Genomic DNA, 17,455 nt, shown 5'->3' with positions numbered 1-17,455 from the left:
CCCGAGCGGTGCGATTACCCCGGAATTCGAACCGCCCTGACCCACAGGGCTTTTTGGCATGGGCTTCTTCCCGTGCGGCCGGGGAATCCCGATTTCCAAATTTCAGTTAACACGATAGTGGAACCAAGTGGAAATTGCTGCCGGGCAACGATAAATTACTTATTGCGCGCAGCGTTCCGGAACGCTCTGGTGAGAAAGCATCACCATTCCTTGCCAATCTCTCAGTCTCCAGGAGTAGCCTCATGTTGAAGAAAATCGGTTTCCTGACCACCGCGATGGCCGCCGGCGCCCTGCTCTTCGGCGGGATCGCCTCGGCCGGCACCCCGGACGAGCACCACCACCACCACGGCCGGGACGGCCAGGTCGGCTTGGTGAACCTGAGCAACACCGACGTGCTGCACAACGTCAACGGCACCCTCGGCGTCTGCGGCAACGACGTCAACGTTCTCGGCGTGCAGGTCCCGATCCGCGACTCGCTGGACGGCATCGGCGTGCCGGTCCTTTCGCCGGGCGAGAACTCCGCGCAGGGCATCTCTCCGTACAACTGCGCGTCGGGCAGCACGGTCGACGGCGGCAGCATCCAGCACGGCTGAGCCCGCGCGCCCGGCCGGGCCGTGGTGGGCGGACCGGCCGGAGCCTGGGATTCAGCGGTGCAGGTGCTTCGGCGGCTCGGAACCGGGCCAAGGCTCGGCTGCCCGAGCCGTCCGAGCCTGCCGGACAGTCACGACCGCGTCGACGCGGGTGGGGTTGGTGTGCCAGTGTTGGGGTGCGCCAACCCCGCCCGGCGCGACCGGGCACGCGGCCGGAGCCCCCGTCCGTGCCGTGCGTTCGCTTGTGCCGATGGCCGCGTCGAACGCAAAGACAATCCACTGTGGACAAAGCTTGCGCGGTGCGGCAATCGCCAAGGAGCGGGTCGGGGGACTGGCTTCCGCGCGGTTGCCGTTTTCCGTGCTTGAGCGAAGCAGCATCCTGATCTGGTGTGCACAGTCTCGCGAAGGCAGTCCGGTTCTCAACGCACGACCAGACCCCTTCGCTCGAGCGTGACACCCGTTTCCTGTTCCCGGAATGTGCTTCTCGGCATCGCGGCGACCGGTCACCTCCGGTCAGGCGGTATGCGGATAAGGAGTCATGCGTAGTGGGTTATCAGATACTGGTGGCCGCTGCCGTGCTGTACGCGGTGGGAATCGTCGCGCAAAGCGTCGCGGCCCGCCGCGCCGGCGGTTCGTCCGGAGCCGGTGTCGGACTGCTCGCCCGGTTGGCGACCGATCCGCTCTACCTCGCAGGCTTCGCCGGTCAGGCCGGCGGCTTCGCGCTCGCTTTCTTCGCCCGCGCCTCGCTGCCGCTCTACCTGGTGCAGACCGCTTCGTCCTCGGCGATCGGCCTGGCCACCGTCTTCGGGGTGCTGGTTCTCGGATGGCGGATCCGGACCGCGGAAGTGCTGACGCTGGTGCTGCTCGCCGCGGGATTGGTTCTGCTGGCCGGGGTTTCGGCGCCCTCGACAGCCGGAGACCTCGGTCTGGGCGGGATCATCGTCGTGGCCGGGACTGTCGTGGGCATCGGGTTGGCGATGATCCCGGCGGGCCGGACCGCGACGTTCACGGCGCCGGCGGTCCTGTCCGGATTGTCGTTCGCTGTCGTGGCGGTGGCGAGCCGCACGCTGGCCCATCGGGATCTGTTGTCGTTGCCCACGAATCCGCTCACCTGGCTGGTGCTCGCGGGGGCGGTCCTCGGCCAGGCGTCGATGGCCGTCGCGCTTCAACGCGGCCCGGCCGCGGCGGTGGTGGCCACGGCGGACGCGACCACGATCGTGCTGTCCGCCGTCACCGGCATCGCCGTGCTGGGCGATCGGGTGGTCGACGGCGGCGGTCCCTGGGTCGCTCTCGGTCTCGTCGTCGTGGTGGCCGGGGTGCTGCTGCTGGGTTCGCAAAGCCGGGCCGCCGCGCGGACCGGGCGCGTCGCCGGGGAAACCGCATGACCGGCCGGCCGCTGGCGACCGTTTCGGTGGATCTGGACAACCTGTGGGCGTACCTCAAGACCCACGGCGATCCCGGTTGGCGGGACCGCCCCAGTTTCCTTCCGGCGGCCGTGCCCCGGCTGCTCGACGTCCTCGGCGAGCAGCACCTGAAGGCGACGGTGTTCGTGGTGGGCGCCGACGCCGTCCGCGAAGACGGGGCCAAGGCGGTCAACGAGTTCGCCGCGGCCGGACACGAGATCGCCAACCATTCCTTCGGCCACGAGCCCTGGCTGCACCGGTACTCCCGCGACCGGCTCGCCGACGAGCTGAGCCGGGCCGAGGACGCGATCGTGTCGGCGGGCGTGCCGAAACCCTCCGGCTTCCGCGGGCCCGGTTACAGCGTCACCCGAGACCTCGTCGAGCTGCTGCTCGAACGCGGCTATTCCTACGACGCCAGCACGCTGCCGACCTGGATCGGCCCGCTGGCCCGCGCTTACCACAACCGCGGCGTGCCCGCGGCGGCCCGGGACGACGGCCGCGGCGAGCTGTTCGGCGGGTTCTCGCGGGTGCTCGCGCCGGTGCACCCGTATCGCTGGCGAACGGCCGAAGGCAACGCGCTGGTCGAGCTTCCGGTGACGACCATGCCCTTGCTGCGCACCCCGATCCACGGTGCCTATCTCGTCCAGCTCCACGAGGTCTCCCCGCGGCTGGCTCGCGGGTATTTCCGCACCGCGCTGCGGCTCTGTCTCGCCCGTGGGGTCACCCCGTCCCTGCTGCTGCATCCGACGGATGTTCTCGAGGGCAAAGAGGCGCCCGGGATGGAGTTCTTTCCCGGAATGGCGGGGGGAAGCCGGAAGACCGCCCTGGTGCGCTGGGCGCTGCGTACGATGCGCGAACAGTTCGAGGTCGTCGGCACCGGGGAGTACGTCCGCCGAAGCGTGGTGCGGCGCGAGCGCTCGACCGCCCGGCTGGACCGGGGAAGATGAACGCGTTCACCGTCGTCCTGCCTGCCGAGCGCGACCCGCTCGCAGCAGCGCTTCGGGTGGTCGCGTACGCGACCATGGCTCTGGCGCCGGTCGAGGGTTACCTGGCGGCCGTGCATCCGCAGGTGGGCAAGGTCGCTCCCGCGTTGCTGATCGCCGGGTGGCTGGTGCTCCGGATCCGGCACCGGACGCTTCCCCGGCTGACGCCGCTGCAGGTGGTGCTCGCCCTGCTCGGTGCGGTCGTGGCGACCACCGCGGCGGTCCACTCGGCGGAGGTGTTCACCGTCGAGTACGCCGTGCGCTGGTTTCCGTTCCTCCTGGTCACCGCGGTGCTGGCGGATATCGGCGGGCGCGAGGTTCCCATTCGCGGGCTGCTGCTCGCGATGGCCGCGGGGGCGACGGTGGCGGGTGCCGGTGCGTTGTACAGCCTGATCGTGGAGGGGAATACGCGAGCCAGCGGCCCGCAGCCCGACCCGAACGATCTGGCCTATTTCCTCGTGGCCGCGGTTCCTCTGCTCTTTCTGACCCCGCGCGTTTCGCGTTCGCGCTTTTTCGCGAGCACGCTCGCCGGGACCGTTCTGGTGGGCGGTGCGGTCGCGACTTTCTCCCGGGGCGGCGCCCTTGCCTTGGCTGCCGCGCTGGCCTGGTTGCTGGTGCGCCGCGTGCTTCCGTGGCGAGTGCTCGCCGCGGCCGCAGGTTCGGTCGTCGTGCTGGGCCTGGGCGCGCTGCTGTTCGCCGGACCGCAGCTGGAGCGGGCCGTGCAGGAGAAGACGTTCATCGCCGCGACCAATGTGGACACTCGGGAGCTGCGCTGGCAGGCCGCGGCCCGGATGGTGGCGGCGCATCCGGTGCTGGGCGTCGGCCCGGGTTCCTTCCGCACGCAGTACGCCGCCGCCTCGCACAACGCCGAGATCGACGAGCAGACCCCGGTGGCGCACAACATGTATCTCGAGGTGGCGGCCGAACTCGGCCTGCCCGGGTTCGCGTTGTTCGCCGGGGTGATCGGCGTCGCCGTGCTCGGCAGCGAGCGGGCGGTCCGGTGCGCCGAGCGCCCGAGCCCCGCGCGGACGGAGGCGATCGTGCTCCAGGCCGCCCTGCTCGCCGTGCTGGTGGCTTCCGCGTTTCTGTCCGAGCAGTACTACCTGCCGTTGTGGTCGCTCGCCGCGCTCGGCGTCGCGGCCGGAATCCGAACCGGAAAGGCTGGTGCCGATGCGTGTCCTGCACGTGATCAGTGAGATGGGAGCCGGCGGGGCCGAGACACTCGTCGCGGGCATGGCGGTCCGCGGCCAGGAGTACGGCTGGGTGTCGGCGGTCGCCAGCGGCGGCGGCTTCCGGGCCGACGGCCTGGCCGTGGCCGGCGTGGAGACGTTCCCGGTTCCGCTCGCGCGCCGCAGCAAGCTCGGTGTGCTGCGGGCCGCCGCCGCGGTGCGTACGGCGTCGGCCCGGTTCCGGCCGGACCTCGTGCTGGCCCACAACGTCGGGGCGAGCCTGGTTTCCCGCTTGGCACTGCTGCCCAAGCGAGCGCCGTTGCTGACCGTGTTCCACGGCGTCGCCGACAAGGATTTCCCTGCGGCCGCCCGGATTCTGCGGTACACCTCCGACCGGGTCGTCGCCGTTTCCCCGGCCACGGCTGCCCGGCTCGCCGAAGCAGGCGTGGACACCCCGGTGGAAATCCGCAACGCGGTCTTCGCGCAGCCTCCGGTCTTCGGGCGGGCGGAGACGCGGGCGGCGCTGGGGGTGGCCGACGACGTACCGGTCGCGCTCTGCCTCGCCCGGCTGGAACCGCAGAAACGCCATGACGTGCTGCTCGATTCCTGGGCGCGACTCGACGGCGACGCGGTTCTGTGGCTGGCCGGCGAAGGGAGTCTGCGCGCCGAACTCGAGCGCCGCGCCGAGGCGTTCGACGGCCGGGTCCGGTTTCTCGGCACTCGCCAAGACGTGGCCGATCTGCTCGCGGCCGCCGACCTCACGGTGCTGACCAGCGACTGGGAAGGCCTGCCGCTCGCCGTCCTCGAATCGATGGCCGCCGCCCGGCCGGTCGTCGCGACCGACGTCGGCGGCGTCCGCGGCGTGCTTTCCGGCGGAGGCGGGCGGGTGGTCCCGCCCGACGACCCGGTTGCTGTCGCCGAGGCGCTCAACGAGCTGTTGTTCGATCCCGCCGCCCGGGCGCTCGCCGCCGCCGAGGCACTGCGCACCATCGAGCGCGAGTACGACCCGCACCCGTTCATGAAAGCCTATGACGAACTGCTGCGCACCTCTCTCGGAGGCACGCGGTGACGAAGTTTTCCCGCTCGACGGCGGTCGCGGTCGCGGGCGCGCTCATCGTGGGGTTGGCAGTCTTGCTTGTCGGCCTGCTGCGCGGCGGCACCTATCAGGGCCGGGTATGCCTGCTGGCCGAACCAGTGGACCAGACCAGCGGGCAGTACGGCGAAGTCGTTTCCCTGGCGATGCCCGCGGTGGTCGAACTCGCGCGAAGTCCTTCGGTGTTGCGGTCGGTCGCGCCGGGTTCCGGGTACTCCCCGGACGAGCTCGGTCCCCGGATCTCGGTCGAGCTGGTGCCGGCGTCCGGACTGGCGCGGGTGTCGGTCCGGGCGCCCTTGGCGGAGCAAGCGAGCACCATCGCGGAGGCGCTGGGCAAAGCGATGGTCGACGCCAATCTGCTCGCGCCCGTGGCCCGCTTGCGCATGCTGGATCCGCGGCCCGAGGTGCTCGCGGTGGACGCGGACGTGCCGCTGGTGACCGGGCTGGCCTTGGTCGCCGCCGTCGCGACAGGGGTCGCGATCGTCGTCGCCGGTCGGCTGAGAGCGGCGCAGCCGCGCGGCGGCCCGGCTTCCGTGCGCCGCGCGCTCGCCGCGGCCGGTGTCCATCGCCCGGTCGCGGTGCTGCGCGGCAGCGATCCGGCCACGCCTGATCAGCTGGCCATGCTCGGTCGCGCGGCCGGACTGCCGCTGCGCGTGGTTCCGGTCGCGCCGGAACTCGCCGAAACGGCGGCCAAGCTCGCGGCCGCGCTCCCGGAGGACCAGACGGACGAAGGCAGCGCCGCGGTGGTGGCGGTCGCGGACAGCCAGCGGCACACGGAACTCACGGCGACGCTCGGCGTCCTGCCGGCCGGCGCGGTCCTCGTAGCGGTGGTGGTGGCGTGCAACTGAGGCGCAGCACCGAACTCGCGGCCGGCGCGGCGGAGGGGAAGCCGCGGTTCGGCCTTCCCGGTCGCGACCGCGCCGCCGCCCTGAGCGTGGCGCACCGAGCCATCCTGATCGTCGCCGTCGCGGTCGGCTCGGTCAGTGCCTGGCACGCGCTCGCGCCGTCGTGGCGGGTTCCGCTGCCGACCTCGGCGAACCGGGCCGAGGAACGGCTCCAGGATTTCCGCGACGCGCTCTACTTCCCCATCCGCGAGTTCCTCGCCGGCGGCAATCCCTACGACCCCGCCACGATGTTCGCGCACTGGCCAGTACGCCAGGACTTCAACCTCTACCAGCCATACCACCTTCTGCTGCACGCGCCGTTCGCGCTGGCCGGGTACCGGACCGGCGCGGTGGCCTTCACCGTGCTCAACTTGCTGCTGCTGTGCGCGCTCGCGGCCGTGGCCGCGCACGCCGTCCGGCGGTTCGTTCCCGTTCCGTTCGCGACCACGGCGATCGTCGTCGCCGCCTTGCTGGTGACCAGCCAGGTCGGCAAAGCACAGCTCTATGTCGGCCAGATCAATCCGCTCGTCGCGCTCGGTGCGGCAGGCGCGCTCGTGGCACGGAAAGACTCCCCGGGCTGGGCGAGCGCCGCCCTCGCGTTCGCGTGGTTGAAACCGCAGTACGGCTTCCCGCTGGCGGTTCTGCTGTTCGCGCGAGGTTCTCGGCGGGTGGCTGTGGCCGGCACCGCGGCGGCAGCGCTGGCGAGCCTGCCGGTGGTGCTCTTGCTGGTCGTCCGCGGCGGGGGCATCGGCCCGTTTCTCGATGTCGTCCTGCGAAATCTCACCCATGCACAGGCGACCGACTACGGCGCGGTGGATTCCCTTACCTCGCAACGGATCGACGTGGCCGCTGTGGTGTTCCGTCTCACCGGCTGGGCGCCGTCCGGCGGAGAACTGGTCGTGCTGGCCGGGGTGCTGGTGCTCAGCGCGGTGCTCGTGCGCCGGCTCGACCGCGTCGGTGCGGTCCCCGTGGCCGACCTGCTCACCTGCCTCGCGGTCGTGGTGTGTGTGGTGCATCAGCCCGGCGACGTGCTGATCGCCGTGCCCGCGATGGTGGCCGTGGCCGCGCGGCGACGGCCGCATCGGGATGCTGCTCTGCTCGGGGTCCTGGCGCTGGCGGTGCCGTTCGCGCATCTGCATTTCGTGGATTCGGCAGTGGCGGCCGCGCTCGGCGCCCGGGCCGCGGTCACCCTCGACGGCGTCGCCGTGGTCGCGGCCTGGTGCCTGGTGGCCTTCGCCGCTGTCCGCCTGACGCGCGCGCGGGTTCCAGCCGGAGGCACCGGATGAGCAGTGGGCTCGGAACCCGGGCGGTGCGGGGTTCGCTGTGGCTCGGCGCGGCGAACCTGGTCAGCAAGAGCAGCCAGATGCTGGTCACCCTGGTGCTGGCCGCAGTGCTGGCCGAAGCGCAGCTCGGTGCGGTCGCCTTGGCGGTGTCGCTGGTCAACCTCGGTCAGGTGGTGCAGTCGATCGGCGTCTACGACGTGATCAGCCGGACCGGGCGGGATCCCCGGCGGATGGCCGGGACCATGCTGACGATGAGCGCGGCGGCCGGGGTGCTGCTGGCCGCCGCGCTCGTGGCCGTCGCGGGCCCGATCACCGCGTTGCTCGGGACCCCGGGGGCCGCCGGGCTGGTCCGGCTGGCCGCGGTCGGGCTGCCGTTCTCGGCCGTCGGCGGGGTCCAAATGGGACTGATGCACCGCGAGCTGGACTTCCGCCGGCGGCTGCTGCCCGACGGCGGCAGCGCGGTGCTGGGCGCGGTGGTCACGATCGCCCTCGCCCTCAGCGGCGTCGGTCCGGCCGCGCTGGTGATCGGCCTGGTGTGCACGGCGGTGGCGCAACCGCTGCTGGGCGCGCTGGCCGGCGGTGCCGTACGGCCGCGCTGGGACGCCGCGGCGGCCGCGGAAGCCGTGCGCTGGATCGCGGTCGTGGGACCCGCAGCCGTCGTCGGGGCGTTGCTCGTCAACCTGGACTACTTGGCGGTCGGGCACGTGCTCGGCCCGGCCGCCGTGGGGGTCTACTCACTCGCTTACCGGCTGGCTTGGGTGCCCTACATCATGGTGGCGGTCGTGCTGGGGGCGGTGGCCTTTCCGCTGCTGGCCAGGTTGTGGCGGGAAGGCGCTCCGCTGGCCGAAACCGTCACGCGGTTCACCCGCGCGGTGCTCGTGGTCACCGGCGGCCTGTATCTCGCGCTGGCCGTCCTCTCCGACCGGATCGTGCTGCTGGGCGCGCGCTGGAGCGATTCGGCCGGCCCGCTTCTGCTGCTGGCTGGCTACGGAATGGGCTTGTGCCTGCTGCAGATCTGGTACCAAGCGGTGAAAGCCACGGGAAATGCCCGGCGGTACCTGGCACTGGAAAGCACCCACCTGGCACTGCTCACGGTGGGCCTGGCGCTGTTTGTCCACAAGGGAATCGACGCCGTCGCGGCGGTCCAGTTCGGCGCGGTCTGGCTGGTCGTCCCGCTTACCTGGGCCGCAATGCGGAAACACGGGGTCGCGCCGCCCTCGGGCGAACTGGCGGGAATGGCGCTCCGGGTGCTGGCCGCGGCTGCGGTCAGCGCGGTGCCCATGCTGGCGCTGGACCACGCCGGGGTCTTCGGAGCTGGAGACTCGCTGACCGGCGCTCTCGCCGAAGCCGTGCTGCTGGTCGCTGGCTACACCGGGGCGACGCTGCTCCTCCAGCGCGGTGAACTGGCCGCATTGCGCCGAGGCGGGTACCGGTGAAGGTGGTACACGTTTCCCAGCCGGTATCCGCCGGGGTCGCCGTGGTCGTGCTGGAACTCGCTGTGGCGCAACGGGATCGCGGCTGGTCGGTGACGGTGGTATGTCCCTCTTCGGGCTGGCTCGCCGAGCGCGCTCGCGACCTCGGGATCGAAGTCTGCGCCTGGACCGCGACCCGTTCTCCCGGGCCGGGCGTGCTCGCCGAAACGCTGCGGCTGCACCGGCTCCTGGCCGGCCTGGCACCCGACGTGGTGCACCTGCACAGCTCGAAAGCCGGGCTGGCGGGCCGGCTCGCCCTGCGCGGCAGCCGTCCGACGGTGTTCCAGCCGCATCTGTGGTCTTTCGAGACCGCCCGGGGACCGCTTCGGCGGATGTCCGCGGCGTGGGAGCGGCTCTCCTCCCGCTGGACCGATCTCGTCGTGTGCGTCAGCGACGACGAACTCGCGGCCGGACAGCGCGTGGGCATCACCGCCAACGCCGAAGTCGTCTGCAACGGAGTCGACACGGTCTGGTTCGCCCCCGGCGATCGCGTCGCCGCCCGGCGCGAGCTCAACCTGCCCCAGCACACCCCGATCGCCGTCTGTCTCGGCAGGCTCGCCGAGCTGAAAGGGCAGGACCAGCTGCTGTCGGCCTGGCCGGAGGTGCTCCGGCGGGTGCCGGACGCGAAGCTCGTCCTCGTCGGCGACGGACCGATGGGTCCGGTCTGGCGGGAACAGCATCCGGTCGCCGCCCACGAATCAGTGCGGTGGATGGGCCACACCGACGACCCGGCGGCGTTCTACACGGCCGGCGACGTGGTCGTTCTTCCCTCTCGCGCCGAAGGCATGGCCCTGGTGCCGCTGGAAGCGATGGCGTGCGCCCGGCCGGTGGTCGCCTTCGACGTCGGCGGAATGCGCCAGAGCATCGCCGACGCGGGAGCCGTGCTGCCGCCCGGCGACCTCGCCCTGCTGGCCGATGCCGTGGCCACCCGGCTCGCCGATCCGGAACTGGCCCGGCGGGAAGGCCGGCGCGCACGGCGGCGTGCGGAGCTTTCCTTCGACCGCCACCGGATGACCGACCAGATCACCGCGCTCGTCGACAAACTCACCCCCGCGGAGCGAACCCGATGACCCGCATCGCCTATCTGCTGACCCAGGACCGGGGCGGCCCGGTCGACCTCACCGTCCGGCTCGCCGCGGCCTTGCTCGCCCAGAACGCCGACGTGCGGGTTTTCGGCCCGGTTCCGGCCCGCGGAGCCGAGTCGCTCGGAGCGCACCACGAGCCGATTACCGTGGCGGACAAGGAAAATCTCGCCGCCGCGGCGCGGGCCCGTAGGGCGGTCCGGGAGTGGGAGCCCGACATCGTGCACGCGCAGGACCGGCGCGCGGGACTCGTGCTCGCCGGTCTGCGCCGGGCTCGCCGGCGGCCGATTCTCCTGCAGACCTACCACGGCGTCCCCGACGACGTGACCGAACCGTGGTTCCGTGGCGCGCGGGGTGCGGCTGGACCCTCCGCGTACACCCGTGCGGTGCTCGCCTGCGACGCGGCTGTCGCCCGAATGCTCGATCGCACGATCGTGCCCGCCGAGGCGATGGGACAGTTCCTGCGCCGCCGGTTGCGGGTGCCTGCCGGACGCCTGGCCCGGATCGGCAACTGCGTCGAACCAGCCGAGCCGAGCCCGCCGGCCGGGCCGGTGCGGCAGCTGATTTTCGTGGGCCTGCTGGTGCCTCGCAAGGGAATCCTCGACCTGCTCGCCGCACTCGCCGTGCCCGGAGTGCTGCCCGCGGGAGCGCGGCTGACCGTCGTGGGCGACGGCCCGCAGCGCGCGGAGGCCGAACGAGCCGCGCAGGCACCTCCGTTGCGCGGCCGGGTCGCCTTTCTGGGCTTTCGCCCGGACGTCCCCACGTTGCTGGCGAACGCGGACGCGCTGGTGCTTCCGTCCACTATGGAGCAACAGCCGCTGGTGGTGGCGGAGGCGATGGCTGCCGGGAAGCCCGTGGTGGCCACCGACACCGGCGGTGTCGCCGACCTGCTCGGGCCGGACGGTTGCCGCTATCTCGTCCCGCCGGGCAACGTATCCGCTCTCGCGGAACGACTCCGCGCGCTGTTCGCCGATCCGGCACCGGGCCGGATCGGCGCTGCGCTCGCGGCTCGAGCCCAGGAACGGCACACCCCGGACGCGTGCGCGCGCCGCCACCTGGAGCTGTACGCGGGGCTGGCCGCCCGATCGGGCGTTATTTCGGTTTGACCAACACCAATCCGTCGGCGGCCGCGAGCCGCACCGGAGCGGGTGGAGCCGATGAGGTCGGCGAAGCGGACGGCGTCGATTGCCGCTGCTCGCCCGCGGCGACGAGCCCGGGGGGAGGAGTGACGGTCTGGGTGGCCGAGGTCGGGTTCACCGCGACCCAGCCGTTGGTGAACGTCCGGGTCCAGACTCCGTTGGCCAATCGCCCGGCGGCGTCCACGGCTTCGCCGAGACCGCTGTTTTGCAGAGGGGACCACTCGGGGTTGCGGTAGTCGTCGGTCGTGGCCGGCGTCCAGCACGTCCGGGGACCCGCGAGCAAGGCCGCGCTGGCGTATCCCGCGCGGTCCTGTTGCTCGGATCGCGTCCGGGTGACCAGGAGCAGCCGCGACTCGCCGAGCGCGGCCTGTGCTCGCATCTCCTGGAACTCGTTGCCCCGGAAGGTGAGCAGGCCGCCGCTCCCGGCGTCCTCGCGGAAGCCGAAGTTCTCTTCCATCGCACCGCCGAACCGGGAGTGCGCGGTCCACCGGCCCGGGGTCAGGTGGGTCTCCGACACGTTCGGGACGAACTCCTTGCCCGCTTTCTGGAAGGCGTCTCCCACCAGGGAGAGGAAAGCGTCGAGGCCGTCGCGCAGCTTCCGGTCGGTTTCGCTCGCGCTCGAAGTTCCGGCGAGGACCGCGGCGGAGTAGTGGCTCAGCGAGTTGAAGTCGTTGTCCGCCAGCACTCCGTCCCATCCCTGCTGCTGCACCTCGGAGACGACCGCGGAACTCCAGGCCTGCTGATAAGCCGGGTCCCAGACGGTCATCTGCCAGTGCCGGGGATAGCCCTGCCATTCGATCCGGTTGCCGTGATTGTCGGTCGCGAACCATTCGGGATGCTGTTGTTGTGCTGCGACATAACCGATGCCGGTCGGCAGGAACTGCGCGTCCTTCCCGTCGACCACCGCTCCGGGGTAGTTGCGGGTGCTGGAAAGATCCTTGTACACCAAGACCTTGATCTGGGGGTTGAGTTCGTGCAGCTTGCGCATCGCCGCGCCCTGGTCCGCGTTGAGCACCACCACTTCGTAGCGCTGCGCGGCCAGCTTCAGCGCGTTTTGCGAGGGCGGCTGGCCGATGCCGTACCACCACGCGCAGGGCGCCAGCGGCTCCGGCGGGGGCGCCGAGGTCACCTGCGCCGCGCTTTCGGCGCATCCGGCCAGACCTCCCGCGGCCAGCACGAGCACGGCCGCCAAGATCGCCCTCCGGCGATGCGCACGGGTCAGCATTGCCTTCGGCACAACAGTTCTCCTACGGTGAGGACGACGATCTTGAGGTCCAGCCAGAGGGACCAGTTGGCGATGTAGTAGTTGTCGTAGCGGGCTCGTTCCGCGATCGACGTGTCCCCGCGCAGGCCGTGGACCTGCGCGAGACCGGTCAACCCGGTCGGTACCCGGTGCCGCGCCCAGTATAGGTCGTAAATCGTGGAAAACTCGTCCACGAACACCGGCCGCTCCGGGCGCGGCCCGATCAGCGCCATATCGCCGCGCACGACGTTCCACAGCTGCGGCAGTTCGTCCAGCGAGGTCCGGCGCAGCAGCCTGCCGACCGGACCGACCCGCCGATCGCCGGCCACCGACCAGCGCGTCGCCGAATCGTCGACGTCGGCCGTCCGTACGCTGCGGAGCTTGTAGAGCACGAAGGTCCGGCCGTCGACCCCGACCCTGGTTTGCCGGAAAACGACCGGGAATCCGCTCTCCAGCGCGACGGCGAGCCCGCACAGGGCGATGACCGGAGCCAGGACGACGAGCGCGAGGGCGGCCACCGCGGTTTCGAGCACCCGCTTGATCCGCCAGCTGAACCGACGGGTCGGGGCGCCCGCCAGCCACACCAGCGGATAGCCGCGGAGCCGGTCCGTGCCGGTGCCGTCCGGCACGAGCGGGAACAGCCGGGGCAGCACCAGGATGACGCATCCGAGCCGCTGCGCGGTGATGGCCGCTTCGACGACGGCGTTGTCGCTGGCGGGGGAGTGCGCGAGCACGACGGTGCCGACGCCCAGCCGGGTGATGGCCTCGGCGAGATCGTCGCCGATCCGTTCGACCGGAATCTCCCCGTGGCCGGTTTCCGGGTCCGAGGAGGCGAATCCGACCGGCAGCAGGCCGAACTCCGGATGCCGGAGCATGGTGCTGATGAGGTCGCTGCTGCAATGGGGCGCGCCCACCACGATGGCCCGGTCGCAGCGCCGCAACCGGCGGCGGCCCCACCGCCCGAATGCGAACACCCAGGGCCGCGCGCATTCACTGACGACGGCGAATACCAGCACCAGCGACGGCGCCGCGGCCATCTCCGGTCCGCGGTGGCCCGCCACCAGCGTGATCCCGGTGAGAAGTGCGAACGCCGCCCCCGAGGCGGCCGCTGACCGCGGAAAATCCTGCAGCCAGGACAGCCACAGGCGACGGCGGTGCACCCGCGCCGCGGTCCGTGCTCCCCACAGCGTCAGGCCGGCCGCCACTACATCCAGGACACCGGCATCGGTGAGCATGATCGCCAGCAAAAGCGCGCCGAGATCAACCGCGACCAGCAACACCGCGACGGCGTTGACGCGGGACAGCAACGGACGGCTCCCGGCCGCGCCGGAAGTCCGGCCTTCCGGTCTGCCGCGGCGCTGGAACGGGATGCGCGCCAGCACCGGCGTCTTCAGTTCCGTCACCAGCGTCGCCCTTCTTCGCGTTCGCGAAATTGTTTCATCGCCATCGCGTTTCCCTCTCTGCTAAACCCGTCAGTCAGGGGTGCATTCGGTTCCGTCGAGTGGTTCTTGCGGGGAAAACCCGCTAAACCACTCGATTGAGGGGTCCGGAAAACCCCATTCCGGTGAGGGCCTGAAACAGCGTGTACATCGATCGGTGGCTCCTTTCCCGGCGCATTTCGCGGGCCCCTCAAGAAAGCAACCAAGATAGCCGAATATGAGCTGGCGGCCGAACGAAGGCGGACGGCCGGTATCGCGCCGAGAACCGGATAGGGGTTTTGTGAGAGCGGAAGACACGAGCCTGGTCACGAGGACGAAGACGGAACAGGCCACGGGACGGACAGCGGGGCGGGCACACGTCGTTCTGCCCGCCTTCAACGAAGAAGCATCCTTGCCGCCGCTGCTGCGCCGCCTTTCCGACGTGGCGCTCACCGAGCAGCTCACTGTCTGGGTCGTCGACGACGGTTCGGCGGACAACACGGCAGCCGCGGCCGAGGCCGGTTTCGGCGAGTTGGACGTGCGGATCGTGCGGCACCTGGTCAATCTCGGGCTGGGCCGCGCGGTGCTGTCCGGACTCCGCGCTGCGCTGGAGGTGGCGGGCCCGGACGACATCGTCGTCGTGATGGACGCCGACGACACGCACGATCCGGGACTGATCCGCCTGCTGTGGAACGAAATCGCCGCCGGCTCGGACGTCGCTATCTGCTCCCGGTTCGTGCCCGGCGGCGACGACCGGACCGCCCCGCTCGGCCGGCGCCTGCTTTCCCGCGGCGCGGCTCAGCTTTTCCACCGGGCTCTCGCCGTCGAGGGGGTCCGGGATTTCACCAGCGGATACCGTGCCTACCGGGCCAGCCTGCTCGCGCGGGCGTCGGCGCACTGGGGGGAGCGGCTCATCGAAGAGCAGGGTTTCGCCTGCATGGTCGAGCTCTTGCTCAAGCTGCGCCATTGCCGGCCGGTGATCACCGAAGTTCCGCTGGCCCTGCGGTACGACCGGAAACAGGGACCGAGCAAACTGAAGCTCCGACGGACGATCGCGCAATACCTGAAGCTGCTGGCCCGCGACCGGCTCAGCCCGGCGCCGTACCGAAAGTTGTGACCCGCCGGTGACGACCACCCCCGCTCTGTCCCACGTCGCGGTGATCGGCGGCGGAATCTGCGGCCTCACCGCCGCCCACCGCCTCGCCCGCCGGGGCGTCCGCGTGACCCTGATCGAGGGGAGCGCCCAGCTCGGCGGCCTCGGCACCTTCTTCCGGCACGGGAACCGCTGGGTCGAACGCTTCTACCACTGCGTCATGCCCTCCGACGCCGCGCTGCTCCAGCTGCTGGACGAGCTGGGACTGAAGGACTCGGTGCGGTGGCGGAAAACGACGATGGGGATGCTCGTCGACGGGGAACGGCACCGGTTCAACTCGGCCCTCGACCTCCTGCGGTTCACCCCGCTCCGGTTTTTCGACCGGTTGCGCTTCGGCGTCGTCTCGCTTCTGCTGCGGCGGCTCGGGCGCGGGCGGGACCTCGACACGCTTCGGACCGAAGACTGGCTTCGCGGTCTCTACGGCCGACGCGTGTGGGAGGACCTTTTCGCCCCGATGTTCGGCTCGAAGTTCGGTCCGGCCTTCGGCGACGTTCCCGCGCTGTACCTGTGGCAGCGTCTAGGCCGGGAACGCAACGTCGCCACGCGCGGTTACCCCGACGGCGGCTACAAGACGATCATCGACGCGTTGCGCGAGTCGATCGAGAGCGCGGGCGGGACAATTCGCTTGTCCAGCCCCGTTCACCGGCTGTCGCACACCGCGGAAGGCTGCTCGCTGACTTTCGCCGACGGCGAATCGCTCAACGTCGACCGGGTCGTCTCGACCGTACCGCTGCCGCTGCTGCGCCGCCTCGCCGACAACGACCTCGCGACCCGGCTGCCCGGGACCACGCTGGCATACCAGGGGGTCGTCACCGCGGCGTTGTTCCTTCGCCGCCCGCTCACCGGCCACTACTGGACCCCGGTGCTGCGCTCCGGCACCGATTTCGACGGCGTGGTCGAGATGTCCGCGCTCGCGGGCAGCTACGAGAGCGCACACCTCGTTTATCTCATGCACTACACCGACCGCGAGTCGAATCTCTACCGCGAGCCCGACGATGCCATCGCGGCACGGTGGACGGCTCAGCTTCTCCGGGTGCACCCCGGTTTGCGGGCGGCCGACATCGAGGACGTGCGGGTGTTCAAGGCACCCTTCGTCGAACCGGTGTACCCGCGGGGATATCTCGCCCAGCGGCCGCCCGTCGTGGTCGACGGCACGAACGTGCTGCTGGCGACCACCGCGCACGTCTACCCGGACGTGACGAGCTGGAATTCCAGCGTCGCGCTCGCGAACGAAGTGACGGACCTGATCGCTGGCCTCGAACGGCAGAAGGTCGGGGAACCGGCCTGAGGAAGGGCGGGCTCACCCCGCTTGGATCAGCTTCTCGATCGCCTCGGCGGTCCGCCGGCTGGCCGCGCCGTCCCCGTACGGCGAGGGCAGATCGCGAAGGCGCTCACGATGGCCGGCGACATCGTCGAGCCACGCCGCGGCTTCCGTGCTGATCCGCGGCCCCGGGACGACCAGCGCGCCGAAGGTGCCGAAAATCTCCGGCCGCTCGGTACTCCGGCGGACCACCACCACCGGTCGCTTGAGCACACTCGCTTCTTCCTGGATGCCACCGGAATCCGAAATGATCAGCGCGGCGGCGGCGGCCAGCGCGAGGAACGTCGGATACGGCTCGGGTTCGAGCACGCGAAGCGGCCGCAGGAGCGGGGTCAGGCCGAACCGTTCGAGGCTTTGTTTGGTGCGCGGGTGCAGCGGCAGCACGACCGGCAGCGGCAGCCGGGCGAGTTCCCGCAGGACCGTGGTGAGCCGGTGCGGATCGTCGACGTTCTCCGGCCGGTGAATGGTGGCGAGCACGTACTTGTCCTCGGCAAGTCCCCGGGCAGCCAGGATCGCGGCCCGGTCCGCCGCGCACGGCAGTGCGGCCCGAAGTGCTTCCACCACCGTGTTTCCGGTGACGGCGATCCGTTGCGGGGCAACGTTTTCCTTCAGCAGGTTCTGCCGGTTGAGGCCGGTCGGCGCACAGCAGAGGTCGGCGAGGTGGTCGATCAGGACGCGGTTGTGCTCCTCGGGCATCGTCCGGTCGTGGCTGCGCAGCCCGGCCTCGACGTGAACCAGCGGCAGGCCCTGCGCGTTCGCCGCCAGAGCGCCGGCAAGGGCGGAGGTGGTGTCACCTTGCACCAGCACCACCCGATCAGGGTGTGCGGCAAGTGCTTCGTCCACCGCGCTGATCGCCCGACCGAGTTGAATTCCGCGCCGCGCACTGCCGATTTCCAGTTCGTGAAACCGGTGTGAAGCCGGAAAACCCGCGTCCAAAAGCGTGCAGAGCGACGGATCGTAGTGCTGTCCGGTGTAGACGACCGCACAGTTCTCGCCGTACCACCGCACCAACGGCACCAGCTTGATGAGTTCCGGCCGGGTCCCGCACACCAGCACGACTCCGAACCCGGTTCGCTCCGGCGAGGAGACGGCCAGGCGCGTACTTTCTCCTCTGGCAGAGCGTGTTTGCGCGTCGGTCGACATACGGCGAGTTCCCCTTTCCCCGGCGAGTCGCCCGCACGCTACCGCGAAAGCTCGCGGGGGAGCGGCCAATCAGCCCATC

At 70.9% G+C, this 17,455-nt stretch carries 15 protein-coding genes; 12 read left to right on the top strand and 3 right to left on the bottom strand.

All coding sequences use genetic code 11. The features are described 5' to 3' along the window. Positions 1-242: 242 nt before the first annotated feature. The 10 genes from F9C12_RS21745 to F9C12_RS21700 all read left to right on the top strand — a co-directional run bounded on the left by F9C12_RS21745 (position 243) and on the right by F9C12_RS21700 (position 11,065). Positions 243-593, top strand: coding sequence for a hypothetical protein (locus F9C12_RS21745; protein WP_409183726.1), 351 nt, complete (start codon positions 243-245; stop codon positions 591-593). 542 nt (positions 594-1,135) lie between these two features. Then, positions 1,136-1,975 (top strand): hypothetical protein, encoded by an 840-nt coding sequence (locus F9C12_RS21740; RefSeq protein WP_409183725.1) that lies wholly within the window; start codon positions 1,136-1,138, stop codon positions 1,973-1,975. Next, complete coding sequence (locus tag F9C12_RS21735; protein ID WP_409461657.1) at positions 1,972-2,940, top strand: polysaccharide deacetylase family protein; 969 nt, start codon at positions 1,972-1,974, stop codon at positions 2,938-2,940. The genes F9C12_RS21740 and F9C12_RS21735 overlap by 4 nt, the downstream gene beginning before the upstream one ends. Beyond that, complete coding sequence (locus F9C12_RS21730) at positions 2,937-4,172, top strand: O-antigen ligase family protein (protein ID WP_409461656.1); 1,236 nt, start codon at positions 2,937-2,939, stop codon at positions 4,170-4,172. Before F9C12_RS21735 ends, F9C12_RS21730 begins: the two co-directional genes overlap by 4 nt. Then, a complete protein-coding gene (locus F9C12_RS21725) occupies positions 4,147-5,214 on the top strand; it encodes a glycosyltransferase (protein ID WP_409461655.1) in 1,068 nt (355 codons plus the stop codon). The genes F9C12_RS21730 and F9C12_RS21725 overlap by 26 nt, the downstream gene beginning before the upstream one ends. Then, a complete protein-coding gene (locus tag F9C12_RS21720; protein ID WP_409461654.1) occupies positions 5,211-6,086 on the top strand; it encodes a hypothetical protein in 876 nt (291 codons plus the stop codon). Before F9C12_RS21725 ends, F9C12_RS21720 begins: the two co-directional genes overlap by 4 nt. After that, the gene (locus tag F9C12_RS21715) at positions 6,077-7,408 is read left to right on the top strand and encodes a glycosyltransferase 87 family protein (RefSeq protein ID WP_409461653.1); all 1,332 of its coding nucleotides are present in this window, start codon (positions 6,077-6,079) and stop codon (positions 7,406-7,408) included. Before F9C12_RS21720 ends, F9C12_RS21715 begins: the two co-directional genes overlap by 10 nt. After that, positions 7,405-8,841 carry an oligosaccharide flippase family protein gene (locus F9C12_RS21710; RefSeq protein WP_409461652.1) on the top strand — a complete coding sequence of 479 codons (1,437 nt, stop codon included), beginning with the start codon at positions 7,405-7,407 and terminating at the stop codon, positions 8,839-8,841. The genes F9C12_RS21715 and F9C12_RS21710 overlap by 4 nt, the downstream gene beginning before the upstream one ends. Further along, positions 8,838-9,947: a glycosyltransferase gene (locus tag F9C12_RS21705; RefSeq protein WP_409461651.1), complete on the top strand. Its 1,110-nt coding sequence runs from the start codon at positions 8,838-8,840 to the stop codon at positions 9,945-9,947. Before F9C12_RS21710 ends, F9C12_RS21705 begins: the two co-directional genes overlap by 4 nt. Beyond that, on the top strand, positions 9,944-11,065 hold the full coding sequence (locus F9C12_RS21700; protein WP_409461650.1) for a glycosyltransferase family 4 protein: 1,122 nt from the start codon (positions 9,944-9,946) through the stop codon (positions 11,063-11,065). The genes F9C12_RS21705 and F9C12_RS21700 overlap by 4 nt, the downstream gene beginning before the upstream one ends. Here F9C12_RS21700 and F9C12_RS21695 read toward each other — a convergent pair. Then, entirely contained in the window at positions 11,052-12,335 is a 1,284-nt protein-coding gene (locus F9C12_RS21695; protein ID WP_409461649.1) for a putative glycoside hydrolase family 15 protein, read from the bottom strand. The genes F9C12_RS21700 and F9C12_RS21695 overlap by 14 nt on opposite strands. Beyond that, positions 12,317-13,744 carry an exopolysaccharide biosynthesis polyprenyl glycosylphosphotransferase gene (locus F9C12_RS21690; RefSeq protein ID WP_409461648.1) on the bottom strand — a complete coding sequence of 476 codons (1,428 nt, stop codon included), beginning with the start codon at positions 13,742-13,744 and terminating at the stop codon, positions 12,317-12,319. Before F9C12_RS21690 ends, F9C12_RS21695 begins: the two co-directional genes overlap by 19 nt. A 427-nt stretch (positions 13,745-14,171) precedes the next feature. Between F9C12_RS21690 and F9C12_RS21685 the strand changes: the two genes are divergently transcribed. Together F9C12_RS21685 and F9C12_RS21680 are read left to right on the top strand one after the other, a co-directional pair. Continuing rightward, positions 14,172-14,876 (top strand): glycosyltransferase, encoded by a 705-nt coding sequence (locus F9C12_RS21685; protein WP_409461647.1) that lies wholly within the window; start codon positions 14,172-14,174, stop codon positions 14,874-14,876. A gap of 7 nt (positions 14,877-14,883) precedes the next feature. After that, on the top strand, positions 14,884-16,200 hold the full coding sequence (locus tag F9C12_RS21680; RefSeq protein ID WP_409461646.1) for an NAD(P)/FAD-dependent oxidoreductase: 1,317 nt from the start codon (positions 14,884-14,886) through the stop codon (positions 16,198-16,200). Between the two features lie 12 nt (positions 16,201-16,212). Here F9C12_RS21680 and wecB read toward each other — a convergent pair whose 3' ends face one another. Next, positions 16,213-17,283, bottom strand: coding sequence for a non-hydrolyzing UDP-N-acetylglucosamine 2-epimerase (gene wecB / locus F9C12_RS21675; RefSeq protein WP_409461645.1), 1,071 nt, complete (start codon positions 17,281-17,283; stop codon positions 16,213-16,215). Positions 17,284-17,455: the final 172 nt, after the last annotated feature.

It is taken from the genome of Amycolatopsis sp. GA6-003 (assembly GCF_046267895.1).
GTDB lineage: Bacteria > Actinomycetota > Actinomycetes > Mycobacteriales > Pseudonocardiaceae > Amycolatopsis.
Note: the sequence above shows the minus strand (reverse complement) of the source record. Positions and strands in the feature narration are given on the sequence as shown.

Bases quoted from the DNA above. Each gene is read 5' to 3' on its own strand.
- F9C12_RS21725 (WP_409461655.1), top strand. From the start codon at position 4,147: ATGCGTGTCCTGCACGTGATCAGTGAGATGGGAGCCGGCGGGGCCGAG.
- F9C12_RS21700 (WP_409461650.1), top strand. From the start codon at position 9,944: ATGACCCGCATCGCCTATCTGCTGACCCAGGACCGGGGCGGCCCGGTC.
- F9C12_RS21735 (WP_409461657.1), top strand. From the start codon at position 1,972: ATGACCGGCCGGCCGCTGGCGACCGTTTCGGTGGATCTGGACAACCTG.
- F9C12_RS21710 (WP_409461652.1), top strand. From the start codon at position 7,405: ATGAGCAGTGGGCTCGGAACCCGGGCGGTGCGGGGTTCGCTGTGGCTC.
- F9C12_RS21745 (WP_409183726.1), top strand. From the start codon at position 243: ATGTTGAAGAAAATCGGTTTCCTGACCACCGCGATGGCCGCCGGCGCC.
- F9C12_RS21730 (WP_409461656.1), top strand. From the start codon at position 2,937: ATGAACGCGTTCACCGTCGTCCTGCCTGCCGAGCGCGACCCGCTCGCA.